Source organism: Bradyrhizobium sp. AUGA SZCCT0283 (assembly GCF_018130385.1).
Classification (GTDB): Bacteria; Pseudomonadota; Alphaproteobacteria; order Rhizobiales; family Xanthobacteraceae; genus Bradyrhizobium.
Genome location: NZ_JAFCLU010000019.1, coordinates 57,242 through 82,440 on the forward strand (window position 1 = coordinate 57,242; position 25,199 = coordinate 82,440).

At 62.7% G+C, this 25,199-nt stretch carries 25 protein-coding genes; 7 read left to right on the forward strand and 18 right to left on the reverse strand.

From position 1 onward, the window contains the following. Positions 1 to 50: 50 nt before the first annotated feature. Genes JQ624_RS24175 through pxpB form a run of 3 tightly spaced genes read right to left on the reverse strand, consistent with a single transcriptional unit; the run spans position 51 to position 2,652 of the window. On the reverse strand, positions 51 to 833 hold the full coding sequence (locus tag JQ624_RS24175) for a LamB/YcsF family protein (protein WP_212421416.1): 783 nt from the start codon (positions 831 to 833) through the stop codon (positions 51 to 53). 35 nt (positions 834 to 868) lie between these two features. Then, a complete protein-coding gene (locus tag JQ624_RS24180; protein ID WP_212421417.1) occupies positions 869 to 1,924 on the reverse strand; it encodes a biotin-dependent carboxyltransferase family protein in 1,056 nt (351 codons plus the stop codon). Next, positions 1,921 to 2,652: a 5-oxoprolinase subunit PxpB gene (pxpB, locus tag JQ624_RS24185; RefSeq protein WP_212421418.1), complete on the reverse strand. Its 732-nt coding sequence runs from the start codon at positions 2,650 to 2,652 to the stop codon at positions 1,921 to 1,923. The genes JQ624_RS24180 and pxpB overlap by 4 nt, the downstream gene beginning before the upstream one ends. Positions 2,653 to 2,933: 281 nt before the next feature. On the opposite strand from pxpB, the gene JQ624_RS24190 reads away from it, so the two are divergent. Together JQ624_RS24190 and JQ624_RS24195 are read left to right on the forward strand one after the other, a co-directional pair. Continuing rightward, positions 2,934 to 3,632 carry a ribonuclease activity regulator RraA gene (locus JQ624_RS24190; RefSeq protein ID WP_212421419.1) on the forward strand — a complete coding sequence of 233 codons (699 nt, stop codon included), beginning with the start codon at positions 2,934 to 2,936 and terminating at the stop codon, positions 3,630 to 3,632. A 24-nt stretch (positions 3,633 to 3,656) separates the two neighbouring features. After that, positions 3,657 to 4,061 (forward strand): cupin domain-containing protein, encoded by a 405-nt coding sequence (locus tag JQ624_RS24195; RefSeq protein ID WP_212421420.1) that lies wholly within the window; start codon positions 3,657 to 3,659, stop codon positions 4,059 to 4,061. 12 nt (positions 4,062 to 4,073) lie between these two features. Here JQ624_RS24195 and JQ624_RS24200 read toward each other — a convergent pair whose 3' ends face one another. From JQ624_RS24200 to JQ624_RS24210, 3 genes are all read right to left on the reverse strand, one after another. Next, a complete protein-coding gene (locus tag JQ624_RS24200; protein WP_212421421.1) occupies positions 4,074 to 4,427 on the reverse strand; it encodes a hypothetical protein in 354 nt (117 codons plus the stop codon). Positions 4,428 to 4,580: 153 nt separating this feature from the next. Then, positions 4,581 to 5,417 (reverse strand): DUF2147 domain-containing protein, encoded by an 837-nt coding sequence (locus JQ624_RS24205; RefSeq protein WP_212421422.1) that lies wholly within the window; start codon positions 5,415 to 5,417, stop codon positions 4,581 to 4,583. Positions 5,418 to 5,611: 194 nt separating this feature from the next. Then, positions 5,612 to 6,391, reverse strand: a complete 780-nt coding sequence (locus JQ624_RS24210; protein ID WP_249130040.1) for a transporter substrate-binding domain-containing protein — start codon at positions 6,389 to 6,391, stop codon at positions 5,612 to 5,614. A gap of 96 nt (positions 6,392 to 6,487) precedes the next feature. On the opposite strand from JQ624_RS24210, the gene JQ624_RS24215 reads away from it, so the two are divergent. After that, on the forward strand, positions 6,488 to 7,000 hold the full coding sequence (locus JQ624_RS24215; protein WP_212421424.1) for a DUF1993 family protein: 513 nt from the start codon (positions 6,488 to 6,490) through the stop codon (positions 6,998 to 7,000). A 21-nt stretch (positions 7,001 to 7,021) separates the two neighbouring features. Here the strand turns inward: JQ624_RS24215 and JQ624_RS24220 are convergent, their stop codons facing one another. The 7 genes from JQ624_RS24220 to JQ624_RS24250 all read right to left on the reverse strand — a co-directional run bounded on the left by JQ624_RS24220 (position 7,022) and on the right by JQ624_RS24250 (position 14,516). Further along, positions 7,022 to 7,447: a hypothetical protein gene (locus JQ624_RS24220; RefSeq protein WP_212421425.1), complete on the reverse strand. Its 426-nt coding sequence runs from the start codon at positions 7,445 to 7,447 to the stop codon at positions 7,022 to 7,024. Between the two features lie 121 nt (positions 7,448 to 7,568). Beyond that, on the reverse strand, positions 7,569 to 8,993 hold the full coding sequence (locus JQ624_RS24225) for an amidase (protein WP_212421426.1): 1,425 nt from the start codon (positions 8,991 to 8,993) through the stop codon (positions 7,569 to 7,571). A gap of 64 nt (positions 8,994 to 9,057) precedes the next feature. Continuing rightward, the gene (locus JQ624_RS24230) at positions 9,058 to 10,047 is read right to left on the reverse strand and encodes a hydroxyacid dehydrogenase (RefSeq protein WP_212421427.1); all 990 of its coding nucleotides are present in this window, start codon (positions 10,045 to 10,047) and stop codon (positions 9,058 to 9,060) included. Positions 10,048 to 10,078: 31 nt separating this feature from the next. After that, the gene (locus JQ624_RS24235; RefSeq protein WP_212421428.1) at positions 10,079 to 11,179 is read right to left on the reverse strand and encodes an ABC transporter ATP-binding protein; all 1,101 of its coding nucleotides are present in this window, start codon (positions 11,177 to 11,179) and stop codon (positions 10,079 to 10,081) included. Between the two features lie 4 nt (positions 11,180 to 11,183). After that, a complete protein-coding gene (locus tag JQ624_RS24240) occupies positions 11,184 to 12,095 on the reverse strand; it encodes a carbohydrate ABC transporter permease (protein ID WP_212421429.1) in 912 nt (303 codons plus the stop codon). Beyond that, positions 12,095 to 13,030: a carbohydrate ABC transporter permease gene (locus tag JQ624_RS24245; RefSeq protein WP_212421430.1), complete on the reverse strand. Its 936-nt coding sequence runs from the start codon at positions 13,028 to 13,030 to the stop codon at positions 12,095 to 12,097. Before JQ624_RS24245 ends, JQ624_RS24240 begins: the two co-directional genes overlap by 1 nt. 145 nt (positions 13,031 to 13,175) lie before the next feature. Beyond that, a complete protein-coding gene (locus tag JQ624_RS24250; protein WP_212421431.1) occupies positions 13,176 to 14,516 on the reverse strand; it encodes an ABC transporter substrate-binding protein in 1,341 nt (446 codons plus the stop codon). A gap of 423 nt (positions 14,517 to 14,939) precedes the next feature. On the opposite strand from JQ624_RS24250, the gene JQ624_RS24255 reads away from it, so the two are divergent. Then, positions 14,940 to 15,674: a Spy/CpxP family protein refolding chaperone gene (locus JQ624_RS24255; RefSeq protein WP_212421432.1), complete on the forward strand. Its 735-nt coding sequence runs from the start codon at positions 14,940 to 14,942 to the stop codon at positions 15,672 to 15,674. 295 nt (positions 15,675 to 15,969) lie between these two features. Here JQ624_RS24255 and JQ624_RS24260 read toward each other — a convergent pair whose 3' ends face one another. Next, positions 15,970 to 16,371 carry a VOC family protein gene (locus JQ624_RS24260; protein WP_212421433.1) on the reverse strand — a complete coding sequence of 134 codons (402 nt, stop codon included), beginning with the start codon at positions 16,369 to 16,371 and terminating at the stop codon, positions 15,970 to 15,972. Between the two features lie 10 nt (positions 16,372 to 16,381). Beyond that, entirely contained in the window at positions 16,382 to 17,584 is a 1,203-nt protein-coding gene (locus tag JQ624_RS24265) for an acyl-CoA dehydrogenase family protein (protein ID WP_212421434.1), read from the reverse strand. Positions 17,585 to 17,852: 268 nt separating this feature from the next. On the opposite strand from JQ624_RS24265, the gene JQ624_RS24270 reads away from it, so the two are divergent. Beyond that, positions 17,853 to 18,131, forward strand: coding sequence for a PilZ domain-containing protein (locus JQ624_RS24270; RefSeq protein ID WP_212421435.1), 279 nt, complete (start codon positions 17,853 to 17,855; stop codon positions 18,129 to 18,131). An 11-nt stretch (positions 18,132 to 18,142) separates the two neighbouring features. Here the strand turns inward: JQ624_RS24270 and JQ624_RS24275 are convergent, their stop codons facing one another. Then, positions 18,143 to 19,111, reverse strand: coding sequence for a tripartite tricarboxylate transporter substrate binding protein (locus tag JQ624_RS24275; protein WP_212421436.1), 969 nt, complete (start codon positions 19,109 to 19,111; stop codon positions 18,143 to 18,145). 85 nt (positions 19,112 to 19,196) lie between these two features. Further along, the gene (locus tag JQ624_RS24280; RefSeq protein WP_212421437.1) at positions 19,197 to 19,832 is read right to left on the reverse strand and encodes a DsbA family protein; all 636 of its coding nucleotides are present in this window, start codon (positions 19,830 to 19,832) and stop codon (positions 19,197 to 19,199) included. Between the two features lie 185 nt (positions 19,833 to 20,017). On the opposite strand from JQ624_RS24280, the gene JQ624_RS24285 reads away from it, so the two are divergent. Further along, entirely contained in the window at positions 20,018 to 21,280 is a 1,263-nt protein-coding gene (locus JQ624_RS24285; protein WP_212421438.1) for an aminotransferase class III-fold pyridoxal phosphate-dependent enzyme, read from the forward strand. A gap of 264 nt (positions 21,281 to 21,544) precedes the next feature. Here the strand turns inward: JQ624_RS24285 and JQ624_RS24290 are convergent, their stop codons facing one another. Beyond that, positions 21,545 to 22,243, reverse strand: a complete 699-nt coding sequence (locus tag JQ624_RS24290; protein ID WP_212421439.1) for a cyclic nucleotide-binding domain-containing protein — start codon at positions 22,241 to 22,243, stop codon at positions 21,545 to 21,547. 209 nt (positions 22,244 to 22,452) lie between these two features. Between JQ624_RS24290 and JQ624_RS24295 the strand changes: the two genes are divergently transcribed. After that, positions 22,453 to 25,197 carry an MFS transporter gene (locus JQ624_RS24295; RefSeq protein ID WP_212421440.1) on the forward strand — a complete coding sequence of 915 codons (2,745 nt, stop codon included), beginning with the start codon at positions 22,453 to 22,455 and terminating at the stop codon, positions 25,195 to 25,197. Positions 25,198 to 25,199: the final 2 nt, after the last annotated feature.

The following is a 25,199-nucleotide window of genomic DNA, read 5'->3' on the forward strand; positions in this document are numbered from 1 at the left end:
CAAAATGGGTCCGTAAGGCGTCGATGCGGACTTCCGACGTGCTTCTGGACTTATGTACTCACGCGTTGGCTCACGTTGAACGGCGCGACGGCAATCCCCGCATCCTTCAGCGCCTGACGCACGCCGCGCGCAATATCGACCGCGCCCGGCGTGTCGCCGTGAATGCATACGGTATCGGTGCGCATCTTGATCACCTTGCCGGAGACCGACACGACCGCCCCGTCCTGCACCATCCGCACCACGCGGTCGGCGATTTCTTTCGCATCGTGCAGCACGGCGCCCGGCTTCTTGCGCGACACCAGCGAGCCAGTGTCCTCATAGGCGCGGTCGGCAAACACCTCGTGCACCATCGGCAGATTGGCGGCTTCGCCGGCCTGCACCAGTTTGGAATTGGCGAGCACCACGAAAATCAGGCTGGGGTCGACGGCCTTGATGCCGTTGGCGATGGCCTTTGCGGTCATGTCGTCCTCGCAGGCGACGTTGGAGAGCGCGCCATGGGCCTTCACATGTGTGACCTTGTGGCCGGCCGCGGTCGCAATCGCCTGCAACGCGCCGATCTGGTAGGCGATCAGGTTCTCGATCTCCGACGACTTCAAGCCTGGGATCGGCCGCCGGCCGAAGCCGTGCAGGTCGCGATATCCAGGGTGCGCGCCGACGCTGACGCCGCGCGCTTTCGCCAGCTCAACGGTGCGGCGCATGATGTCGGCGTCGCCGGCATGAAAGCCGCAGGCGACGTTCACCGATGTCGCAAGCTCGATCATCGCGGCGTCATTGCCCATTTCCCACGCGCCAAATCCTTCGCCGAGATCGCAATTGAGGTCGATTGATGTCATGATGCTGGTCCGCTTCTCGTGAGTGGATTGGTCGATCAGTCCGGGCCCGCTATGTCGGCCAGAGATTCGGCGTGCCAGGTTCCGGCATCGACTGCGCTGACGGCGTGGCCCGCGACATTGGCATCGTGCAGCGCATCGATGTTGAGATCAACGCCTTCGATGGCGCGCAGCCGCTCGGGCAGGGTACGCAGCAACACGGCAAATTTGCGCGCTTCGGCCTGCGCCTCCGCCATGCTGACGGCCCGAAAGCGGAAGGCGCGCCCGGCGGGGATCTGCGCGAACCGCCCGAGGTCGGCGGAAATCACGGTCGCGATCTTGGGATAGCCGCCGCTGGTGCCGCGGTCCGGCATCAGCACGATCGGCTGGCCATTGCCGGGCACCTGCAGGCTGCCGTTGACGGTGCCGTCGGAAACGATGTTGTGGCCGTGGAGATGCCTAAGCACGGGGCCTTCGAGCCGGTAGCCCATGCGGTCGCTGATCGCCGATATCTTCCATTCGCTGTCGACAAACAGCTTCTTGGTCTCGTCGGCGAATTCGTCATCCTGCGGACCCCAGACCACGCGGATCGGCGCATCGGTTGCTGCCGGCAGCTCGATCCGCTGTTCGGGAGCACCGCTTGCCGCCTTTGTCTGCAGTTCGTCGCCGGCCTGCAGCGGGCGCGGATAGGGGCTGCCGAGGCCGGCGCGTGCATTGACGGCGAGGCTGCCGAACATCGGCTCGCCGGCAATGCCGCCTTCGATCGCGAGATAGCTGAACGAGCCGCCGCGGGCAAAGCCGAGCGTCAGGGTCTCGCCATCGGCGAGGGTTGCGGAAGTGTCGGACGCCATGGCGCGGCCGGCGATATCGGCATTGCGCGGGGCTCCCGCCAGCGCGACGCGCACCGCGCCGCCGCGTGCGTTGAACTTTGCTCCGAACGGACCGACTTCGACAGCCGCCGTGAATGGCTCGTTGCCAACCAGCGTATTTGCGGCCGCCAGCGCCAGCCGATCCATTGCGCCGCTCGGCACCAGGCCGTAACGCTGGGCGCCGGGACGTCCGCCGTCCTGTACCGAACTTGCCGGGCCGATCGATGCAATGACGAGCTTGCTCATGAGGCGATCTGCTCGGCAATGAATTCGCCGGATTCGGCGGCGCGATCCTGCTCCGCGAACGTCTTGGCATCGACCGCCGTAAAGGTGACGTTGTCGCCCGGCTCCAGCAGGAAGATCGGATCGCGATGGAGCTGGTACGTGCGGACGGCCGTCCGTCCCAGAAGATGCCAGCCGCTCGGGCCGGCGAGGCACTGTATGCCGGTCTGCACCCCGCCGATCGAGATGGTGCCGGCCGGCGTCAGCAAGCGCGGATTCTGCCGCCGCGGCATGTGCAGCGACTCTGCAAGCCCGCTGAGATAGGACCAGCCGGGCGTAAAGCCGATCATCGCGACCCGGTAGTCGCCGGCGACATGCCGCGCCACGATCTCGTCGGGCGTGGTGTTGAGGGTTTTTGCGACGTCCTCGAGGTCGATGCCTTGCTCGCCGCCATAAACGACCGGAATGCGCCAGCGCCGGGTCTTTGTCGTTGCCGGTACCGGCCGTTGCGCGAGCGCGAGAATCTTTTCGCCAAGCTTGTCGAAATCGATTTGCTCGGGATCGTAATGCACCAGCAGCGAGCGATAGGTCGGCACGGTCTCGGTGACACCCGTGACCGGCTCAGCGGCCATAGCGCGGTCGAGCGCCAGCACCCGCCGGTTGGCGGCATCGTCGATGTTGCGGCTGAATTCCACCGTGATGGCGCTGTCGCCACTCGGCAAAAGGCGGGGCGGGGGAAGCGTCGCGGCCATGGCCTCTAAACTGTCTCGCAGCTTTGGCTTTTGGTTTTGAGCATGATCTCTTCGGAAAACCGGTATCCACTTTTCCGGATCATGCTCGCCTCAACCTGTAGCGTGTTTTGGGCGCCAGTGGAATTCGCTTCGCGCGAAATCAGCCAGTAAGTTCAATAAATTAATCTGCATGTCGATGATAAGATGTTGTGATCGCGCTGCTTTCCGCGAGCCCTTGACGCGACATCAGCGCTTCGCAAGATGCGCTACCTTTCACCCATCCTCCGGAGCCCGCATTCCAGATGTCCCTGTCCCCCGAAGCCCTCGCAACCCTCTCCGGCGTGTCCACCGCCACCATCACCACCGTGCTGCTCAAGAAGGGCCTGCGAAACGTCTGGATGCGCGGCACCAAGCCGCTGCGGCCTGGACAGCCGCGGCTGGTCGGACCGGCCTTTACGCTGCGCTTCGTGCCCGCGCGGGAGGATCTGGCAACGCCCGAGTCGTGGTCGTCGCCGGTTTCGACCCGCACCGCGATTGAAGCGATGCCGAAAGGCTGCATCGCCGTGGTCGACGCCATGGGCGTCGCCGATGCCGGCATCTTCGGCGACATTCTCTGCGCGCGCATGGTCAAGCGCGGCGTTGCGGCACTGATCACCGATGGCGTGGTGCGCGACGTCGAAGGCGTGCTCGGCACCAATTTGCCCGTGTGGTGCGATGGCTTCGCGGCGCCGCCTTCCGTGGCCGGGCTGACCTTCGTCGGCTGGGGCGAGCCGATTGGCTGCGGCGGGGTTGCGGTATTTCCCAACGACATCGTCGTCGCCGACCAGGACGGCGCGGTGCTGATCCCGCAGGCGCTGCTCGACCATGTGCTGGCCGAGGGGCCGGAGCAGGAGCGGATGGAAGCCTGGATCGTCAACGAGGTGAATAACGGCGCCGCCTTGCCCGGCCTCTATCCGATGAACGCCGAGACCAAGGCGCGCTACGCAGCCAGCAAGAAATAGCCAGAGGAAAAGGGAGACAACTCCATGGATATCCATCTCGCGGGCTCCCGGCCGACGCGCCGGGCGCCGCCGGACTATTTCACCGGCACGGTGCTGCAGGATCCGATCATCGTAACGGAGTCGCCGGCGCGGCTGGTCTCGACGCGGGTTTCGTTCGAGCCGGGGGCGCGCACGGCATGGCATACGCATCCCCTGGGACAGACGCTGTACGTGATCTCAGGTGTTGGCCGGGTGCAGGCCAAGGGCGGGCCGATCCGCGAAATCCGGCCCGGCGACGTCGTCTGGATTCCGCCGGGCGAGAAGCATTGGCACGGTGCCTCGCCAACCAACAGCATGACGCACATTGCCATGCAGGAAACGTTCGACGGAAGCTATGTCACCTGGATGGAGCACGTGACCGACGCGGAGTACTCCGAGAAGGTCGGCTGAGTTCCGGCGGCTTCATATCCGTTGCGCGGTCCAGGTGCCGGAGCACAGGGCTGCGCGCCATGTGCCCGACCCTGACGTGCCCGCGAGAACGCCGGAGCCGACCGCGCGTTTCATGCCGCTTGCAAGGGTCACATGGATGTTGCCGGCCTCGGCAACGCGACCCGACGCCGTTACAGTCGCGCTGTTCGAGGCGACCTGGCCGTTGCTGATTCCGATCGAGACCGACGCGCCGCTGCTGCAGGCGGCGTTCGATGAGGTAATCTGCACATTCCAGGCGCCGTCGAATGTCGCGGCTGCGGATGGTGTTGCAAATCCCAGTGCAGCAAGCAGCGAAGCGACGACTACAGATTTCCGAGACTTTACCATGACGTGCCCCTTTGGTTTGGACACGATCATGCTCTCACAGCGGTTCTACGACGACAGTGACTGTCATCACGCGCCAGAACACGATGACAGGGCTCAGTGAAAAGCCCCGCGTTGCGGCGGGGCTTCGGTTGATTGCACAGCGGTGCGTGCTGATCAGTTGACGCGGGTCCAGGTCTGGCCGCCACAGAACATGCCGCCGAAGGCGCAGCCCTGGACGCGCAGACTGTCGGAGCCCTTGAGGGCGATCGTCGAATCGTAGGTGCTGCCGGTATTCGGATCGAAAATCCGGCCGCTCCACTTGTCCTTGCCGGGTTTCATGTTGATCAGAACCTGCTCGCCGTTCTGGTTCGACTTCTTGTCGACGGAATAGCCGCAGAGATTGGGGCCGCACGGTTCGATCCGCACCTTGCCTTCCTTCTCCTCCGTCAGCCACACGCCGAGCGGTGAGTTCGAGGGCGAAGGCGCCGAAGTTGCCGGGGCGGCGGCCTGTTTCTGTTGCGGCGGCGCGGGTGCGGCAACGGGAGCAGCCGCTGGCGGCGGGGCCGCAGCGGCTTGAGGAGCAGCGGGCGCTGCTGGCGCAGGGGCAACCGCATCAGTCGGCGCAACAGCCGCCGTGGCGGTCGATGGCGTGGTCGTCGTCGCAGCGGGAGCGGCCGGAGCAGGGGCAACAGGCGCTGGTGCCGCCGCGGGGGCAGCCGTCTGCTCAGCCGGTGCCGGCGCGGCCGGCGGTGGCGCCGTCTCTGGTGTGGCCTGCGGGGCGGACTTCGCCTGCTGCGGCGCCTTCTTGCCCGGACGATCAAGATCGCCTTCCTCGCCACGCGAGCGCTTGGCCTTCTTGCCGCTATTATCGTAGACGCCGGGAATGGAAACGGTGCCTCGATCGGGATCGATGGTGATGGTGCGGCCGCCATACTCGAACGTGTACTGGGCCTGCGCGGTGGTGAGGCTGCTCGCCAGCAAGAGCACGGCGATAGCGAGACACTTCTTCATTGTTGCGACCTCCTGAGCAGGGAACCCCATTCCCCGAAGCTATTACGCAGCAATAGCTTCACCCAACGTGATCCAGATCACTTTCAAAGTATAAGTCGTGTACTAGCGGCTTTGGTTCAAATTCGGTTTGGGCAGTCTAAATAGCCCCCAATGGACGGTCATTTCCTGCGAAAACTAGCTTGTCCAGCCAGGAATCAATCGAACCAGGCCGCATAGATTTTCCTGAAGCTGCCGTCCTCGGTGGCGATGTGCAGCCACTGATCGACAAAGGCCTTCAGCGCGACGTCGCGCTGCAGCCAGTAGGCCTTCTCGGCAAAGTCGAACGGCTTGTCCGGATGCACCGCGCAGAGCACGCCCGGGTGCTGTTTCTGCTGGTAACGGGTCTCCGAAGAGTCGGTCATCATCAGGTCGGCGTTGCCCTTGGCGATTTCGTCGAAAATCGTGACGTTGTCGTTCCACGTCTTGATCTCGGCGTTCTTGATGTTCGCCTTGGCGAAGCGTTCGTTGGTGCCGCCGGGATTAACGATGACGCGGGTGCCGGCCTTGTCGATATCGGCGATGGTTTCATACTTGCCCTGGTCGGCGCAGCGGGCGATCGGCGTCTTGCCCTCGCGCATGATCGGCGTCGAGAACATTCCCTTCTTCTGGCGGTCGAGCGTGATCGAGACGCCGCCCATCGCGATATCGAAATTGTCGGCCTCGAAATCCTTCATCAGCTGCGGCCACGCCGTCTGAACGAACTCGACCTTGACGCCGAGCGCCTTGCCAAGCGCTTCCGCCATGTCGACGTCGAAGCCGCGGAATTTCGACGTGGCCTTGTCGAAATAGGTGAACGGCTGATAGTCGCCGGTCATGCCGACCCGCAGCGTGCCGCGCTTGATGATGTCGTCGAGGCGGGAATTCGCCGGCTGCTGCGCATGGGCGAAAACCGTCCACAGCATGACGAACGCAAGGCTGGCGAACATCCGAATCATCACGTCTTCTCCACCGGCGAAATAGCTGACATCCTGAAGCGATAGCGTCGGATTTAAACCAGATACAAACGCGGCGCCAGCCGGAGAAATCGAAACGTGACCATCTCGCTTCACGAAGCTTCCGTCGGCGTGTTCGTGCCGTATCTCGGGAATCTGTCCGGTCTTCTCGACCAAGCCTCGGCCTATGCTGAAGCCCGCAACATCGATCCGACCGTCCTTCTGAACATGCGGCTCTCACCCACCATGTACAGCCTGAAGCAGCAGGTGGGAGAAGCCAACCGGCATGCGGTCGTTGCCGGCGCGCTGCTGGCTGGCCGTGCCCCCCACACATTTTCAGACACCGAGCCCGATATCCCCGAGCTCAAGGCGCGGATTTCGGCGGCGATCGATTTCGTGCAAGGCTTGCCGCGTGCCGAGATCGACGCCGCAGCCGACAAGGAAGTCGCTTTCACTTTCAAGAACGGCACGCAGCGCAAATTCGCCGGCAAATCGTTGCTGCTGACGTTCAGCGTTCCGCAGTTCTTCTTTCATGTCACGACAGCCTACGACATCCTGCGCCACGCAGGCGTCGACCTCGCCAAGAAGGATTTTCTGGGAGCGCCGAGATAACGCCTGCGGAATCGGTCGGGGCTATGCCTCGCCGCTGTCCTTGCGAACCAGATTGGCGGCAGCGCCGCGTCCGGTCATTTCGCTCTTCAGTTGCTCGAAGCGCCGCCGTGCGTCGCTTTCGCGATCGTCCACCATCTGGATCGCGGCTTCCCTCGACATCGGGCCGTTGACGATCGGAGTGGAATTCTCGCCGATGGTCTCGTCGACATAGTAGTCGCCATTCTCGAGGCGGACCGTCCACTTGAAACGGATCGAGGCCATCGGACCGGGACCGTGCTTGGAATAGCCATGAGCCTCGATCGGCGGAGGGGTCACTGGGATCGGTGGAGGGATCACGGGCGCATGCTCAGCGACCGCGGGCTTTTCGGGCTCGCGATGGCTTTCCGGGCGGTCGAGAATGCTGGCGATGGCCGCCAGCGCGTTGTCGGTCGGGTCGCTTTGAGTCACGATTCAGCCTCCGGATCGGGGCGTCGTGAGCAGAATCAATGTCCCCGTTTCCGCCCCGTGTCTTTTCTCGTTACCGAATAAGGCTGAGCCTTGTCCATCCGTGGCGCTTTTGGGGCGGAGTTTAAGCACATACCGGCGGTATTCTGTTCTTCCAGGGCCGCATTTGTTCGAGCTGCCCGGCCAGCCGAAACAGGGTCGCCTCATCGCCGAACCGGGCCGAAAACATCATGCCGAGCGGCAATCCTGCCTTGTTCCACGCCAGCGGCACCGACATCGCCGGCTGTCCGGACATGTTGAACATGGAGGTCCCCGGCATATAGCGGCGCAGGATCGGGGCAATGTGCGACAGGTCCTCCGACATGGTGTTGAGTTCGCCGATGCGCAGCGGCGGCGCGCACAATGTCGGACACAGGAAAACGTCGCAGCTCTCAAAGAAAACCGCCAGCGAGCGTGAGATCTGGAAGGCCGCGAGCTGGGCAGCGACGTAATCGGTCGCGGTGGTCTTTTGCGCGTTGCGAGCGTGCGCCAGCGTCAATATCTCGAAATCGTTTTCCGTTGCGGCACGCCCGAGCCTTTGCTCGATCAGCCGTACCGTCAGGGCGGTGTTAGCGCCGACGATGGTGGTCATGACCGCGGCCGGATCAGCGGCAAGTACCGGCGCCCGTTCCTCGATGTGATGGCCGAGCCCCGCCAGCAGGCCCGCAATGTCGCGTACGGCCGCCGCGATTTCCGGATCGATGGCGTCGCCATACGGCGATTTGTCGGTGAAGGCGATGCGGAGCTGGCCGGGATCGCGGCCGACTTCTTGCGAAAACGGCCGTTCCGGCGGCGGCGCCACATAGGGGCTCGACGGCTCCGGGCCGTGGATCGCGTCCATCATGACCGCGCTGTCGCGTACACTGATGCTCACGACATGGCCGCAGGAGAAGCCACCCCAGCCTTCGCCGCGATCGGGGCCGAGCGGATTGCGCGCCCGGGTCGGCTTCAAGCCGAACACGCCGGAGGCGGAAGCGGGGATCCGGATCGAGCCGCCGCCATCGCTGGCATGCGCGACGGGCAGGATGCGGGCGGCAACCGCCGCCGCCGCGCCGCCGGATGAACCGCCGGAGGAGTGCTCAAGATTCCAGGGATTGCGGGTCGGCCCGAACAGGCGCGACTCCGTCGTCGGCATCAGGCCGAATTCGGGACTGGCGCTCTTGCCGAAGATCGAGACGCCGGTATCGAGGAAGCGCTGCGCCAGCGTGCCGCTGTGGTCGGCCACAAAATCCTTCAGGGCCGTGGCGCCTGAGGTCGTGCGTGTGCCTTCCAGGAGATCGAGATCCTTCAGCAGGAACGGCACGCCAGAAAAAGGGCCGTCGGGCAGGCGGCGCTCGATCTGGCGCTCGGCATAGTCGTAATGCTTGACGACGACCGCATTGATCTGCGGATCGACCTTCGCTGTACGGGCGATGGCTTCGTCGAGCAATTCCTTGGCCGAGACTTCTTTCTTCCGAACCAATTCGGCAAGGCCGACCGCGTCGTAATTGCCGTATTCCTTGAAGGCCATGCGCATACCACTTGCCGGCCGGTCGGTGGACCGGCCGCGCCCAGCGTCGCTTGTTTACGGACGTTTAGCCGAGCACGTCCTGATTGATCACGTTCTGGCGCACGGGATCGCCATCCAGCACGCTCAGAATGTTGCGGGCGGTCTGCTCGCTCATCCGGTCGACGGCTTCCACCGTGACACCAGCGACATGCGGCGCCATGATGACATTCGGTAGGGCCAACAACGCTTGACCGGCCGGCGGGGGCTCCTGCTCGAAAACGTCGAGGCCCGCGCCGGCAAGCTTGCCGGAGACCAGCGCGGCATGCAGGGCGGCCTCGTCGACGATTCCGCCGCGCGCCGTGTTGATCAGATAGGCGGTCGGCTTCATCCGCTTCAGCCTGTCCGCATTGAACATGCCGACCGTCTCCGGATTCTTCGGGCAATGGATGCTGACGAAGTCGGCACGCGGCAGCGCGGCGTTGAGGTCGGCAACCAGTTCGCAGCCGGCGGTCTTGATGTCGGCGGCAGGCTTGTAGGGATCGAAAACCAGGACGTTCATTTCCATCGCGAGGCAGCGCTTGGCGGTGCGCGTGCCGATGCGTCCAAAACCGACGATCAGTACCGTCTTGCCGAAGAGGTCGTAGGGCAGCATCCCCAGCCGGTCCGCCCATTTGTCGTCCCTGACGAGCGAATGCATTTCTGTCGCGCGCTTGGCGAGCGTCAGCATCATGAACAGGGCGTGTTCGGCAACGGACGGCGAATTGGCGGTGCCCGCCACCATCAGTGGCACCTTGCGGCGGCTGAGCGCGGGGACGTCGACGGCATCGAACCCGACCCCGATCCGGGTCACAACCAGCATGTCTTTCGAGGCTTCGAGCTCGGGCTCGCCGAAGCGGGTGCCGCCGAGGGCGACGCCGTGCACCGGCGCGTGCTCCTTCAGCTTGGCTTCGAAATCCTTCTGCGAAATCATGTTGGGAAATTCGACGAGTTCGATGTCGTCCCGCGCGTGAAGCAGCGCTCGTCCCGGTTGTGACATCGATTCCGTGACGAAGATTTTCTTCTTGTTGGTAGTCATTTCCTGCCCTTGATCTCCAGCAATTGCGCCGTCAAAGGACGGCGCCGGTCACCTCGTTTAGCAGGTGCATGTTATTGAGGTCCACAGCCAATCGAAGCGGGCCGCCATCGTGCGCGCCGGCATTGGGATTGACCCGGCCGCAGACCTGCGTGCCCTCCATCGTAAAATAGATCAGCGTCTCCATTCCCATCGGCTCGGTGACATCGAGCACCGTGTCGAAGGTCTCCACGCCCGGCTCCGAATGCTGCTTGGCCTCGGTGATGTGCTCGGGCCGCAGCCCCAGCAGCAATTTGTCGGTGCGCGGGACGCCCTGATAGCGAGCGGCGCGCGCCGGCGGCAGCGGGAAGACGATGCGATCGGTAAGCCGGACGTGCAACTTGCCGGCGAGATCCTCCAGCCGGCACGGGATGAAATTCATCGCCGGCGAGCCGATGAAGCTGGCGACGAATTTCGTGGCGGGCTTGTGATAAAGTTCGTTCGGCGTGCCGATCTGCTCGATCCGGCCATGGTTCATCACAACGACACGGTCGGCCAGCGTCATCGCCTCCACCTGGTCGTGGGTCACGTAGACCGTCGTGGTGCGGACTTTCTGATGCACCTTCTTGATCTCGATCCGCATCTGTACACGCAGCTTGGCGTCGAGGTTGGACAGCGGCTCGTCGAACAGAAACACCTTCGGGTTGCGCACGATGGCGCGGCCCATGGCGACGCGCTGGCGCTGGCCGCCGGACAATTGCTTCGGCTTGCGGTCGACGAGTTCGACGATGTCGAGCATGCGCGCGGCCTCGTCGACGCGGCTCTTGATCTCGGCTTTCGGATAGCGCTTCAGCCGCAATCCGAACGACATGTTCTCCGCAACCGTCATATGCGGGTAGAGCGCGTAGTTCTGAAACACCATCGCAATATCGCGATCCTTCGGCGGCACGTCGTTGATGACGTCGCCTCCTATCATGATGTCGCCGTCGGAAATATCTTCCAGGCCCGCGATCATCCGCAGCGTCGTCGACTTGCCGCAGCCCGAAGGTCCGACCAGCACGACAAACTCATGGTCGGCGATGTCAAGGTCGATGCCGCGCACCGCCTCGACTTCGTCATACCGCTTAACCACCTTGCGCAACGTCACGTCAGCCATGAGATCAACCCTTTGTCGCACCGGCGGTCAGGCCGGCAATGTAATAGTCCATCAGGAAGGCGTAGATGATGAGCGGCGGTGCCGCGCCGAGCAGGGCGCCGGTCATGATCTGTCCCCAGTTGAACACGTCACCCTTGATCAGGGAGGTGATGATGCCGACCGGCAGTACCAGTTGATCGATCGACGTCGTAAACACCAGCGGATAGAGGAATTGCGCCCACGAGACCGTGAAAGCAAAGATGGTCGCGGCAATAATGCCGGGGAAGGCAACCGGAATGAAGATGCGCGTCAGCGTCTGGAACCATGACGCGCCGTCGATGATGGCGGCCTCGTCGAGTTCCTTCGGGATCGACGCGAAGTAACCGATCATGATCCAGGTGCAGAATGGCACGGTCAGCGTCGGATAGACGATCAGCAGCACGTACCATTTGTTGATCAGCTGGATCCCGGTGAATTCGCTGAACACCACGAACATCTTGAACAATGGCAGAAACAGCAGCGTCTCGGGAATCAGGTAGGTCAGGAAAACCCCGGTCGCGAGTGTCGCCGAGCCCCAGAACCGCATCCGCGCCAGCGCGAATGCCGCGGGCACGCTGATCAGCATGGTGATCGTCACGACGAAAATCGAGACCAGCGCCGAATTTCGAAAGAATGTCAGGAACTGGTTCGATGTCAGCAATTCGACGTAGTTCGAAAGCGTCGGATGGAACACCCACCAGGGGTTGGTGGCGGCGGAAATCTCGGCGCTGGTCTTCAGCGAAGTGATCATCATGTAGAGCGGCGGCACCAGCGAGAAGATCGCGAACAAAGTAAGAAAGAAGTACGACCACTTCAGCGCCCAGGCGCGGTCACGGCTCATGCTGCCGTATTTCACCTTGCGGGTCGGTGCGGCCTTGTCGATTGTTAACGTGCTCATCAGGCTTCATTCCCGCGTTTGTTGATATCGCGCAGGATGAAGATCGCCGCGATTGCGAGTATCGGAAACATGAACAGCGAGACGCTGGCGCCGAGCGGAATATCGCTTCCCTCGATACCGATACGGAACGCCCAGGTCGCGAAAATATGGGTATGGTCGAGCGGGCCGCCGGCGGTGAGGATGCGCACAATATCGAAGTTGGCGAAGGTGACGATGAGAGAGAACAGCGTCGTGATCGCGATGATGTTGCGCATCATCGGCAGCGTCACGTACCAGATGCGTTGCCACCAATTGGCGCCGTCGATGGCAGCGGCTTCATAGAGTTGCTCGGGCACCGACTTCAGCGCCGCAAGGTACATGATCATGAAGAACGGGGCGCCGAACCAGATATTCACCAGGATGACCGAGAAGCGGGCCCAGCCGGCTTCGCCGGTCCATGGAATCCGGTCGACACCGAACCCGGCCAACAGATAGTTGAAGGCGCTGTACGACGGATCGAACAGCCACAACCACGCCAGCGTGCTCATCGCCGGCGGAATGACCCACGGCACCAGCAGCATGCCACGCCATTTGCGCTGGCCCTTGGCCGGAACGTTGTGGACGAAGTGAGCGACGATAAATCCGATCAGCGCCTTGAAGATCACGGCCGTGATCGCAAAGATGCAGGATTGCTCGACCACCAGCCAGAACGTTTCGCGCTTGAACAGAAACTGGAAGTTTCCAAGTCCGACAAAACGCTGCATCGACTTGTTCAGGGTTGCCAGATGCAGCGAGTAGAACGCGGGATAGATCACCAGGAGCGAGATCAACAGGATCAGCGGCAGCGTCATGAGAAACGCCGCGGTGGATTTTCGCTTTAACGCGGTTCGTAAACTGGCGCGCTTGCGCGCCGTTCGCGGAGCGGCGGCGTTACGCTCAATCGCGACATCAACCATGATGCATCTTCCTCGCGAGTTTCATTTCAGAGAATTGATGGTTTCCGCGTCGAGAAGCCGGCGTAGCGCCGGCTCCCATCGTGTCGGCAGTCGGATGCGTGCCGCCACGTCCCTGGATCCGACGGGCCGTGGCGGCGAAATCGCGTCAACTCCGCATGAAGCCTTCGAGCTCGCCTTCCGCCCAGGCCAGCGTCTTCTCCATCGGCTCGCCCTGATAGAAGCGCACGCACATCTTGGTCAGGGTCGCCCGCGTGTAAATCTGCTGGGCGACCTTCGGCGGCGCCGGTGATGCCGAGATCGAAAGCAACTGATGCTTGTGCGGGTTCGGATAGTGGTAGAGCGTGCCCTTTGGCGGTCCTTCCTCGGCCCACGTCTTCAGGGTCGTCAGTTTCTCGAAGGCGGGCAGGTCGTAGCCGCCGCTCGCCGCCACCATTTTTTCCACCGCAGCCGGCTGCGACAGATGCGTTAGCACGCTCTTGGCCGCCTCCTTGTTCTTCGAGAAGTTCCAGACGCTCCAGAAATACGGAAGGAACGGGGCAAAGCGGCCCTTCGGTCCGACCGGGAAGCCGTGGGTCCAGCATTGCTCAGCAACCTGCGGCGCATCGCGTTTGGCCACAGCCCACGCGCTCGGCGGATTCATGATCAGCGCGCCCTTGCCCGAGACCAGCCACCTGTTGTTGGAACCGTCGTCCCACGCCGGTGCGTCCGGAGGCAGGAATGCCATCAGCTTTTTGTAATATTCGAGAACCTGACGCACGTTGTCGTTCTTCACGACGACATTGCCCTTGGCATCGACGACCTCGGCTCCGAAGGCGAGGAAGAACGCGCCGACGGTATCGACGGAGTCGCTGGTCTCACCGAGACCGATGCCGAAGGGAACGCCGCCCTTGTGACAAGCCTCGGCCGCCTTCAGGAAGGCATCCGTGGTCCAGGCCTCGGCCTTCGGCGCTGCGCCCGCCGGATACATGGCCTGGACGTCAATGCCGGCGTGCTGCTTCATCAGATCGATGCGCGAGCAGGGCCCCTTGATCTGGCTGCCGACGCAGGCCGGCACGGCCAGCCACTTGTCACCGGCCTTGCCGAGGTATTTGACGGTGCCGTTGACTTCGCCGTTCTGCTTGATGAGCGCTTCGACGACATCATTCATGGGCTCCAGCAATTCCGCCTGTGCGTGCGGCCACCATGTCGGCATCGCGAGAATATCGTGGCCTGACTTCGCCTGCGCTTCGGCGGCGATGGTCAGCAGGTTCTTGTTGCCCTGGCTAGGGATGTAGTCGATCTGAACCTCGACCTTCTCCTTGGCAGCCCATTCATTGACGAGATCGGTGGAGGCCTTGTTGGCGCCGGGAACCCAGTGATCCCAGAAGCCGATCGAAAGCTTGCCGGCGGCATGGGCGCCACGCACATAGGGCGCGGTGATGAGCGCTGCGGATGACAGCGCCGTAGCAGCAACGAATTGTCGGCGAGAAAGCTTCTTGCGTGACATGTCATTCCCTCTCTGCTTGCTTCTTGTTGTCGTCTTGCCGTTTCCTCTTATTCGTTATTCTTCATTCACGATCACGCCGGTTCAGGGACGGCGCCCGCGGAGATTTGGTTGCGCAATCAGAACAGAATTAAACCCGTCTGTCGAGAAATGACGTGTGCGAAATTCTAGAACTAACGTTGCGTGCGAATTTCCAGCGGTCGGAATAATGCAATGCCTTTCTGCGCGGCATATTGCGTTGCACACGGCGTCATGAACGCGAGATGGTTCAGGGATTGCGGTCGCGCCGCGGGGTCCCATCCCACGGGTTTGGCACTCCGACGCCAGCGATAACGGTCGGCGCCGCGGCTAGACTTGCTCGTCGCTAAAACGATAAGATTCGGATTCGAGGACACCAGTCCTAGTTAACGACCACGGAGACCAACAATGACCAGCCCGACATCCAAACTGCGCACGCGTTGGAAAGTGTGCGCGGCCATGGGGTTGGCCGCCATCATGCTTCTTAGCGCGCCGCGGCTTGCGGATGCGCAGGTGGTTCAGGGTGTCGAGAAGGGCGCCCGCGAGGGCAACAAGGCGGCGGGCCCGGTCGGCGGCGTGCTTGGCGGCGCCATTGGCGGCGTCGTGGGCGTCGTGACCGGAGTCACCGGTGTGCTGACCGGCGCAACAGGCAGCAAGACTGGTCCTGCGCCGGCGGCAAAAGAAAGCAAACAGGGCGACGCACCGAAGCCAGCGAAGGCAGCCAAGGGTGGCAGGAAAGAAGCGGCCAAGCAGTCGGCCGGCCTTGCCCAGCCCGCAGCGCCGACGGTCACGGCCGAACAGATCGTCGCCAACAGCGACGCCAATATCGAGCGGATCAAGAAAGAGCTAAACCTCACGCCCGAACAGGAGAAGCATTGGGCCGGGTTCAACAGTGCGATGCACTATCTCGGTCATAACGGCGCCGATCGCCTCAATCTGCGTGTGGCGCGCGCCAAGCGCGATCCCCCTGATGATATCATCGAGCAGATGCGCAACGAGGCCCAGTTCCTCAACGACCGCGCCGTCGATCAGCGCAACGTGGCCGATGCGGCCGAGCCGCTATTTGCCAGTCTGAACGACAAGCAAAAGGCGGTCTTCATTCAGGAAATGGTCAATCTGAGCCACGAGCGCGGGCTCGATTAGCGGGCTCCGCCCGACGAATAGCCGGGTACGCATGCCCTGGGGTAGGTTGAAAGGCGCGGCACCCGGCTACTCTGCCGCAGCGGCGCGGCTCGCCCAATCTCATTGCAATGATGATGAAACCCTGACGGACTCGCGCCTTAGTGATGGCTGACTTGCGGCGTTGTCGGGAAACTTCATTGTTTGACGGGCAGTGTTGCCCCCCAACATCACATGCTTCTTGACGCCACAGCACCAGACACCAACCCGGCCGGCACGAACGCGAAATTGAGGCCGGACACGCGACGGGCGCGGGGCCTCAGGTTTTCGGGAAGTTCAGTTCGACGCCGACGCCATCGGGATCGTAGAGGAAGAACTGCGTATCGCCGGTGCGCGGCACGATGCTCTCGCGGAACTTGACACCTTTCGACTGCAGACGCTTGCGCATGGCCTCGACATCGGTCGCCGCAAAGGCGATGTGGTCAAGCCGGCCGGTATCCTCGTACTTTCTCTCGGTGCCGCGCACCACGATCCCCTCGCGCGGCTTGCGCGTGCCCATCAGATGCACCGTGGCGGTGCCGCCGGAATAGAGCCAGTAGCCGGGAAAATCGAGCGGCGGACGGTCGCCGTTCTCCAGACCCAGCACGTCACAGTAGAAGTCCTTGGTTCGCTCAAGGTCAGATGGTTCGATGGTGTAGTGCTGCAATCCGCCAAGTCCCATGGTCGTTCTCCTAGACAAAGCTGAGATCGGTATCGACGCCCATCATCCAAGCGCCGACAGTTTCAAAATGCCTGAGCTGGCCCTGCAGCTGCTGGGTCACGGTATGGATGTCGCGGAACCGGCGCTCCAGCGGATGGTTCTCGAAGATCGCGGTGGCGCCTGCGGCGTTGTAGGCAAAGTCGACCGCCTCGCGCGCCTTGTGAATGGCGTTTGTAGAGGCCATGCGGATGTTCATGCGCTGTGCGACGGTGATGGTTGCGCCCGCGGTGAGATCTCTCCAGGTATCGGCCATCGACTGCAACACGTAGCCGCGCGCAGCGCGGAGATTGACTTCCGCCTGGGCGAGGTTGCACTGGACCACGGCATTGTCTTGCAACGACACCCTCGCGCCGCGCGGCACCTTGTTGCGCATCGTCTCGACGAAATTGTCGAGCGCGGTGCGGGCGATGCCGCAGGCGACGCCGGCGAAACCCACCTGGTAACAGGTGTGATTGCTCATGCGGTAGAGCGGGCCGCTCTCGCGGCATTCCCGGTCGAACTCGCGGGTAATCGAATGGTCCGCGCGCACGAAGAAATCGTTGAGCGCGAACTGGTCGCTGGCGGTGCCGCGCAGGCCAACGGTGTTCCAGATGTCGGTCCATTCGACGTCTTCGGAGCGTACCAGCATGGTACGTTCGATCGGCACGCCGTTGGCGTCGTATTTGGGCGAACCGTCGGCTGCATGGATCGGGCAGTGTGCTCCGAGCCAGGTCGCATGGCGGCCGCCGGATGCAAAGGACCACACACCGGTTACCCTGTAGCCGCCTTCGCATTCGACCGCGCGAACCTTGGGGCCAGGCCCCCACGCCAGCACCGCGCGTGGATCGCCAAAGATCGCCTGCGCCACTGGCAGGTCGAGATAGGCTGCCGACATTGCGCAACCGCCGGCCTGGCTGAGGCACCAGGCGGTGGATGCATCGGCTTTGGCGATGGTTTCGATGACGTGAAAAAATGTTACCGGATCGGTTTCGATCCCGTTGGTCGAGCGGGGCAGCAACAGCCGGAACAATTGCGCGTCGTGCAGCTTGTCGAGCAGCGCAGGCGGCAGCCGGCGCGCGGTCTCGATGTCGTCGGAAGCTGTTGCGACATCAGGTCGTATGGCCTCGGCCCGGGCGATCACCGCCTGGTCGCCGGCAAGATCGGCAGAGCTTGCGATCGGTGTATTCAAGACCATGCCTGCCGGTCCATCGCGTCCATGTGCCAGTCATTGGTGGAAAGGCTATCGTGCCATCGTCGCGATCGGCAAGTCCATGGTGACGCGGAGCACATCTGCGAATAAGCGACCGGGATTTCGTGCCGCTCTGCACAATGGAGCCCGAAGACAATCGCATCGGCCGCAGGCGGCGCCTGTTCCGGTCTCCCGGGAACATGCGCCGACTCGTTTAAGGTTTTGCGCTAGCCTTGCGGTTTGGTCGGAATCGATCGGGACGGGAACGGACGGCATGGAAGAGAAGCGAAAGCATCCGCGAACGGAGATTGACGAGCCCGCCTATGTTTCGTCGGGCGGTTCCGTCATGCCCTGCGTGGTGCGGAATATCTCGCGCGAGGGAGCAGCGATCGATGTCGACAACCCGGCCTTCGTCCCGCAGCACTTTCGTCTGGTGATGGCAAAGGATCCCTCAGTCGTGCACGAGTGCCGGGTCGCCTGGATCCAGAAGAATCGTATCGGCCTGACCTTCATGGAGATCGCGGATACGGTCGCGGAACCGCCAGCATCGTAACGCTGAGCCCGTTACTCGATCCGCAGCTTTGCATCGCGCACCACCTTGCCCCACTTGTCCATCTCCAGCCTGATGCGCGCGCCGAACTGGTCCGGCGTATTGGCGACCGGCTTGAAGCCGAGCACGGTGAGGCGCTCCTTGACGTCCGGCTGGGCGACGCTTTTGGCGATCTCACGATAAAGCAGATCGACGATCTCTTTCGGCGTCCCCGCAGGGGCGACGACGCCCGTGAGCGTGTCGGCGTCCTGATCCTTCACGCCCTGTTCGGCGAAGGTCGGCACGTCGGGCATCCCGGCGGCACGTTCGGTTGACGCCACCCCAAGCGCGCGCAGCTGTCCGCTCTGCACCGCCGACAGGGCAGGCGGCAGCGCGGTGAAGGCGATCGGGGTGTGCCCGCCGACGGTTGCCTGGATCGCCGGCCCAGCGCCTGTGAACGGCACGTGCACCAGGTCAAGCCTGAAGGCGAGCCGGAACAACTCGCCGCCCAGATGCGGCGTCGATCCGACGCCGGGCCCGGCGAAGCTGTATTTGCCGGGGTTGTCCCGAATGAGCTGCACCAGTTCCGGGAGTGTCTTGGCGGGCACTTGCGGGTTGACCACCACGACATTCGGCGAGACCGCGACCAGCGTCACCGGCGCGAAATCCTTGACCGGATCATACGGCACCTTGGCGTAGAGGCTGGGATTCACGACGAAGCCGGTGCTGATGGCCATGATCGTGTAGCCGTCCGGCGTCACGCGTGCGACCTGTCCGGCCGCGGTGTTGCCGCCGGCGCCACCGATGTTCTCGACGAAGAATTGCTGGCCGAGATTGTCGGTAAGCTTCTGCGCCACGATGCGGGCGATGGCATCGGTCGGTCCGCCGGCGGGAAAGCCGACCACGACGCGCACCGGTCTGCTCGGATAGCCCTGCGCCGATGATGCCACGATGCCGGACAGCAGCCACGTCGCTGCCAACACTACGCGCAAAGCCGCGACCATGGCGCTCTCCCCAATATGTTTGTTGGGGCCATCATCGGCGAGGTGGCGGCGCCAGACAAGGGGTGACTGCGACGGCCTGCGGCCGCTACTTCCTGAGCAGCGGCTTGATCCGCTCTTCCAGCTCCTCGAACGGCATCGAGCCCTGCAGCCGCACGCCGTTGAGAAAGAAGGTCGGCGTCGAGGTAACTTTCAACTCCCGAACGGCGTATTGCTGGTCGGCAGTCAGCTTGTCGAACTGTGCCTGGTCTTTCTCGCAGATCTCGACGTCCTGTTCGCTCATTCCGTGCTGCTTGCCGACATAGATCAGCGTATCCTTGGTTTGCGCCATCAGGCGGTCCTGCAGCTTGAACATGGTCTCGACCGCGCTGAGGTACTTTTCGGAATCGCCCTTGCCGATGCAGCGCGCCAGTATCGAAGCGGCGGCGGCCTTGATATCGAGCGGAAATTCACGGAACACGAAACGCACCTTGCCGGTATCGATATATTTCGACCGCAACATCGGGAACACATTCTGGCCGAAGGCTGCGCAATGCGGGCAACTCATCGACGAATATTCGGTAAGCGTGATCGGTGCTTTCGCAGATCCGATTGCAATGTCCGGCAGCGATACCGGTTTGGCGACCGCAGCCGCAATCGCGCTTTGCGCGATAGCTGCACCTGAGAAAGCGGGTGATGCGAAAGCGAGGAGCACGGTGAAGGCGATGCGGTGACGAACGTTCAACGGTTACTCCGAAACGAACGGGCGAGAGGTGGCGAGCCGTCATATTCGCCAATTCTACTGGTTTCGCGAACCGAAAGCCACCTGACCTGACTGCGATCGGAGTTGACCGTGAATTGTTGGCGATCCAATCATGGGCGGCGACAGGAAGCGCAAGGCAAGCTCTGCAAACCAAACAAGAGAACGTCATGACCCAGCACACGGCGCTGTCGAGCGAAACGCAGTCAGCGGATGCCATGTTGCGCGCAAGGGCCCGGCTGGTGGTTCCAGGCGGCATGTGGGGCCATCTGAATGCGGCGCGGCTCCCGGAAGGCTATCCGCAATACTTTGCTTCCGCGGAGGGCTGCCGCGTCCGCGACGTCGATGGGCGCGAGTACATCGACTTCATGTGCAGTTGGGGACCGATCCTGCTTGGCCATCGGCATCCGGAAGTTCAGGCAGCGGCCGATGCGCAAGCTGTCAAGGGAGACTGCTTCAACGGTCCGGGTGAGGTCATGGTGGAACTGGCCGAGGATTTTGTGGCCATGCTGCCGCATGCCGATTGGGCGATGTTTCAAAAGAACGGCGGTGACGCGACCACGTGCTGCGTGACAATCGCGCGCGCCGGCACCGGACGCCGCAAGGTGCTGGTCGCGCGTGGCAGCTATCACGGCGCGCTGCCATGGTGCTCGCCAAGTGTCGCCGGGGTGACGGCCGAAGACCGCGCCCATCTCCTGCACTTCGAGTACAATGACGTGGAGAGCCTGCGGGCGGCCGTCGAGGAGGCCGGCAAGGATCTCGCGGCGATACTGGTGACGGCTTTCCGCCACGACATGGGACGCGATCTCGAATTGCCGACGAAGGAATTCGCGGCAGCCGCGCGTGCGGCCTGCGACGTGGCCGACGCCGCCTTGATTATCGATGAAGTGCGGGCCGGCCTGCGCCTCGATGTCAGGGGGAGCTGGGAAGCGCTCGGCGTGCGTCCGGACCTGTGCGCCTGGAGCAAAGCGATCGCCAATGGCTATGCGCTGGCTGCCGTTACCGGCAACGATCGCTTTCGCGAAGCCGTCACCAAGGTCTTCGTCACCGGGTCGTTCTGGTGTGGCACGGTGGCGATGGCGGCCGCGCGGGCGACGTTGCGAATCGCGCGCGAGACTGACGTGGCCGGGCATGTCCACGCGATGGGCCTGCGGTTGCGCGAGGGACTGGCGTCGCTGGCGAAGGAACATGGCATCGCGATCCGCCAGAGCGGCCCGCCGCAGATGCCGCTGATGCTGTTCGAGGCCGACGCGGATATACGCAAGGGCAGGGCGTTCTGCTCGGCCGCGCTACGCCACGGCGCGTTCTTTCATCCCCAGCACAATATGTTCCTGTCCGCGGCGCATCGCCCAGCCGATATCGACGAGGCGCTGCAGGCGGCTTCGCACGGCTTCATGGCCGTCCGCGAACTGGAAGCAAGATCCAATCGATAAAGTCGTCGGTGCCGCGACCGAAACCGATTCGGGATTTGCGGGCAGCAATAAAAATGCCCCGCAACGCGGTCTTTACGACCAGCGATGGCGGGGCAGTCTTAGGAGAAAACGGCGAGATCGCCGAATGATGCCGACATCTTCGTCGGGCATCATATGAATTAATATTCCGCTCTTTTGGCCGCGTTCGCATTGACTTGGATCAAACGAGACCTGGATCAAACGAGACCCTGGATCAAACAGCCGGCCCGCCGGAACTTCGATCGTTCAGGAGGTCGGATCGTCTATCAACGTCTGCGGACGGGCGAAGGCTTCGAGCAGTTCCTTCCGGTCCATCACGATCTCGCGGCCGCGGACCCGCACGCCATGTTCCGTTAGTAAAGCCAGGTTGCGGGACAGATTTTCGCGCGTGGTGCCAATATGCGAAGCTAGCGTGCCGCGATCAAACGGGATTACGACGATTTCCTGGGTGTTGTCCCGGCGTGCCTCGGTCAGGATCCAGTTGGCAAGACGCTCGACGCTCGACCGCGCCATGTAGCCCTTCAGTTTCTTGACCGCCCCGCGATAGGCGAATGCCAGTTCGCGCGCCACGATCCGCGCGAAGGCGACGTCCTGGTCGAAAGCCTCACGGACGTGCCGGGCGGGAATCAGCAGCACGCGCGAATCCGCAAGGGTGCGCGCCGAGTTCAGGTAGGGCTGATCACTGACGACGGCCGCGAGGATGAAGGTCGAAACCGGGTTGATCAGCGATATTCCCCATTCCGTGCCTTGCTGTTCGGTGTAGATCTCGACCAACCCGTCGACCAGAACGTGCAGAAAATCTGCGGGCTCGCCTTCGCGAATGAGCGTTACGCCGGTCGGAAACTGCTGCAGCAGCGCAGCATCAAGCAGGCGCTGCAGGTTTTGCGTCGTCATCTCCGAAAAGAGCGGCAAGGATTTCAATTGTTCGAGCTCGTGGGGACGCAACGATTCTGCCTCAACTTTTGGGAAGATTGTTTGTGATATTTATCACAGCATACTGTGATGACTTACAACATGGCGTGCCGATCTGGACAATTTGCACCGCAGCAATTCACACAATAGCGTACCGGCAGCCGCGAAGTTGATCCAGCGCAAAACAAACTCTCCCCGACATGGCGATCTGTGGCGCATCGCCGCTTCTCGGGGGATTCATTATGGACGCCGCAGACTTTCGCACCGTGCATCAGGGCCGGGCATTATGGCTTTCAACCATCGCTTTCACGATCTGCTTTGCGGTCTGGACGATCTTTTCGATCATCGGCATCCGCATCAAGCAGGAACTGGGGCTCAATGACACCCAGTTCGGCCTCCTGGTCGGCACCCCCATCCTCAGCGGATCGCTGATCCGGCTCTTGCTCGGCATCTGGACCGACCAATATGGCGGGCGGCGGGTCTACACGGTCGTCATGCTGGCCGCGGCGGTCGCAACTTACCTGTTGACTTGGGCGCGCACCTACCCCGAATTCCTGGTCGCCGCGTTGTTCGTCGGTATCGCCGGCGGCTCCTTCGCCGTCGGAATTGCCTACGTTTCACGCTTTTATGCGGCGGGCAAGCAAGGCACCGCACTTGGCATCTTTGGCGCCGGAAACGTCGGCGCGGCACTGACCAAGTTCGTGGCGCCCTTCGTGCTGGTGGCCTATGGCTGGCAGACCGTCGCTCAGGTGTGGGCGCTGGCGATCGGTCTGATGGGCATCGCGTTCTGGTTCTTCTCGGAAGAAGATCCCGTCGTCCGTGCGCGGCGCGCGAAGAACGAGAAGCCGACGAGTGCATGGCTGGAACTCGAGCCGCTGAAGAACGTTCAGGTCTGGCGGTTCGCGCTCTATTACTTCTTCGTGTTCGGCGCCTTCGTCGCGCTGGCGCTGTGGCTGCCGCAATACCTCATCAAGGTCTACGGCGTCGACATCAAGACCGCCGGCATGGTGGCTGCGATGTTCTCGCTGCCGGCCAGCGTGTTTCGGGCCTATGGCGGGCATCTCTCCGATCGCTTCGGCGCGCGACGTGTGATGTACTGGACTTTCCTGGTCGGCGTCGCCACGACCTTCGTGCTGTCCTATCCGCCGACCGACTATCTGGTGAAGACGGTCAACGGCACCGTCGGCTTCCATATGGAAATGGGACTGGTGCCGTTCACGGTCCTCGTGTTCGTGCTCGGCTTCTTCATGGCGCTGGGCAAGGCCGCCGTCTACAAGCACATCCCGGTCTATTATCCCAACAATGTCGGCGCGGTTGGCGGACTGGTCGGAATGATCGGCGGTCTCGGCGGTTTCGTGCTTCCGATCACGTTCGGCGCGCTCGTCGACCTGACCGGCCTGTGGACCAGCTGCTTCATGCTGCTGTTCCTGCTGGTGACGGGTTCGCTTGTCTGGATGCACATGGCGATCCGGCAGATGGAACGCGGTGTCGTCGGCGAAGAGCTGAAAAAGCTTCCCGAACTTCCCGAAATGCAGGAGATCCACAAGCCCGAGCATGTCGGCGCGCTGTCCGGCGCCGTCCTGACCGACTGGCGCCCGGAAGACAAGACCTTCTGGGAGACCACCGGGCGTGCGATCGCACGGCGCAATCTCTGGATTTCGATCCCGGCGCTGCTGCTGTCGTTCGCGGTCTGGCAGGTCTGGTCGGTGGTGGTCGCGAAGCTGCCCTCGGTCGGTTTTAAGTTCACCACAGCGGAGCTGTTCTGGCTGGCGGCGCTGCCGGGCATCTCCGGCGCGGTGCTGCGGATCTTCTACTCCTTCATGGTGCCGATCTTCGGCGGCCGGCTCTGGACCACGCTCGCGACCTGGTCGCTGCTGATCCCGGCCATCGGTATCGGTTATGCCGTGCAGAATCCGTCGACGCCTTATCCGGTGTTCCTGGCGCTGGCACTGCTGTGCGGCTTCGGCGGCGGCAATTTCGCCTCGTCGATGGCCAACATTTCCTTCTTCTTCCCGCGGGCGGAGAAGGGCAACGCGCTTGCGCTCAACGCCGGCCTCGGCAATCTCGGCGTCTCCACCGTGCAGTTCGTGGTGCCGATCATCATCACGGTCGGCGTGTTCGGCTGGTTCGGCGGCGACCCGGCAACGGTCACCAGCGGAACGCAGACGTCATCGCTGTGGCTGCAGAACGCCGGCTTCATCTGGGTGCCGTTCATCGTCGCCAGCGCATTCGCGGCGTGGTTCGGCATGAACGATATCGCTTCCGCCAAGGCTTCGTTCGCCGATCAGGCGGTGATCTTCCAGCGCAAGCATAACTGGATCATGTGCTGGCTCTATACCGGGACCTTCGGCTCCTTCATCGGTTACTCCGCCGGCTTCCCACTGCTCGCCAAGACCCAGTTCCCGATGGTCGATGCGCTGCCGTTCGTCTTCCTTGGACCGCTGGTCGGCGCGCTGTCGCGCTCGGCTACGGGGTGGGTCTCCGACAAATGGGGCGGGGCGCGCGTCACCTTCTGGGTCTTCATCCTGATGATGATCGGCGTGCTCGGTATCCTCTATTTCATCGGCATCAAAGACCAGCCGGGAGCGTTCTGGGGCTTCTTTGCCATGTTCCTCGTCCTGTTCTTCGCAACCGGTGTCGGCAATGCATCGACCTTCCAGATGATCCCCAACATCATGCGCAAGGAAATGGACCGGCTGATGCCGACCGCCGATGCACTGACCCGCCAGCGGCAGGCCGAAAAGGAATCGGCTGCCATCACCGGCTTCACCTCGGCGATCGCAGCCTTCGGCGCCTTCTTCATCCCGAAGTCCTATGGGACCTCGATCGATCTCACCGGCGGCGTGCAGGGCGCGCTGTGGGGGTTCTTCATCTTCTACGTAATCTGCGTCGTGATCACCTGGGCCGTCTACACCCGCAAGGGTGGACTGCTCCATGACGTCGAGCGCAGCCCCCGCATTTCTCCCGTCACCCAAGCTGCCGAATAAGG

What these genes read in the sequence shown, in the direction of transcription:
- JQ624_RS24175 (WP_212421416.1), bottom strand. Translation starts at nt 833, where the DNA reads ATGACATCAATCGACCTCAATTGCGATCTCGGCGAAGGATTTGGCGCG.
- JQ624_RS24270 (WP_212421435.1), top strand. Translation starts at nt 17,853, where the DNA reads ATGGAAGAGAAGCGAAAGCATCCGCGAACGGAGATTGACGAGCCCGCC.
- JQ624_RS24265 (WP_212421434.1), bottom strand. Translation starts at nt 17,584, where the DNA reads ATGGTCTTGAATACACCGATCGCAAGCTCTGCCGATCTTGCCGGCGAC.
- JQ624_RS24180 (WP_212421417.1), bottom strand. Translation starts at nt 1,924, where the DNA reads ATGAGCAAGCTCGTCATTGCATCGATCGGCCCGGCAAGTTCGGTACAG.
- JQ624_RS24205 (WP_212421422.1), bottom strand. Translation starts at nt 5,417, where the DNA reads ATGAAGAAGTGTCTCGCTATCGCCGTGCTCTTGCTGGCGAGCAGCCTC.
- JQ624_RS24285 (WP_212421438.1), top strand. Translation starts at nt 20,018, where the DNA reads ATGACCCAGCACACGGCGCTGTCGAGCGAAACGCAGTCAGCGGATGCC.
- JQ624_RS24230 (WP_212421427.1), bottom strand. Translation starts at nt 10,047, where the DNA reads ATGACTACCAACAAGAAGAAAATCTTCGTCACGGAATCGATGTCACAA.
- JQ624_RS24260 (WP_212421433.1), bottom strand. Translation starts at nt 16,371, where the DNA reads ATGGGACTTGGCGGATTGCAGCACTACACCATCGAACCATCTGACCTT.
- JQ624_RS24245 (WP_212421430.1), bottom strand. Translation starts at nt 13,030, where the DNA reads ATGGTTGATGTCGCGATTGAGCGTAACGCCGCCGCTCCGCGAACGGCG.
- JQ624_RS24250 (WP_212421431.1), bottom strand. Translation starts at nt 14,516, where the DNA reads ATGTCACGCAAGAAGCTTTCTCGCCGACAATTCGTTGCTGCTACGGCG.
- JQ624_RS24190 (WP_212421419.1), top strand. Translation starts at nt 2,934, where the DNA reads ATGTCCCTGTCCCCCGAAGCCCTCGCAACCCTCTCCGGCGTGTCCACC.
- JQ624_RS24240 (WP_212421429.1), bottom strand. Translation starts at nt 12,095, where the DNA reads ATGAGCACGTTAACAATCGACAAGGCCGCACCGACCCGCAAGGTGAAA.
- JQ624_RS24295 (WP_212421440.1), top strand. Translation starts at nt 22,453, where the DNA reads ATGGACGCCGCAGACTTTCGCACCGTGCATCAGGGCCGGGCATTATGG.
- JQ624_RS24275 (WP_212421436.1), bottom strand. Translation starts at nt 19,111, where the DNA reads ATGGTCGCGGCTTTGCGCGTAGTGTTGGCAGCGACGTGGCTGCTGTCC.
- JQ624_RS24195 (WP_212421420.1), top strand. Translation starts at nt 3,657, where the DNA reads ATGGATATCCATCTCGCGGGCTCCCGGCCGACGCGCCGGGCGCCGCCG.
- JQ624_RS24235 (WP_212421428.1), bottom strand. Translation starts at nt 11,179, where the DNA reads ATGGCTGACGTGACGTTGCGCAAGGTGGTTAAGCGGTATGACGAAGTC.
- JQ624_RS24225 (WP_212421426.1), bottom strand. Translation starts at nt 8,993, where the DNA reads ATGGCCTTCAAGGAATACGGCAATTACGACGCGGTCGGCCTTGCCGAA.
- JQ624_RS24210 (WP_249130040.1), bottom strand. Translation starts at nt 6,391, where the DNA reads ATGATTCGGATGTTCGCCAGCCTTGCGTTCGTCATGCTGTGGACGGTT.
- JQ624_RS24200 (WP_212421421.1), bottom strand. Translation starts at nt 4,427, where the DNA reads ATGGTAAAGTCTCGGAAATCTGTAGTCGTCGCTTCGCTGCTTGCTGCA.
- JQ624_RS24255 (WP_212421432.1), top strand. Translation starts at nt 14,940, where the DNA reads ATGACCAGCCCGACATCCAAACTGCGCACGCGTTGGAAAGTGTGCGCG.
- pxpB (WP_212421418.1), bottom strand. Translation starts at nt 2,652, where the DNA reads ATGGCCGCGACGCTTCCCCCGCCCCGCCTTTTGCCGAGTGGCGACAGC.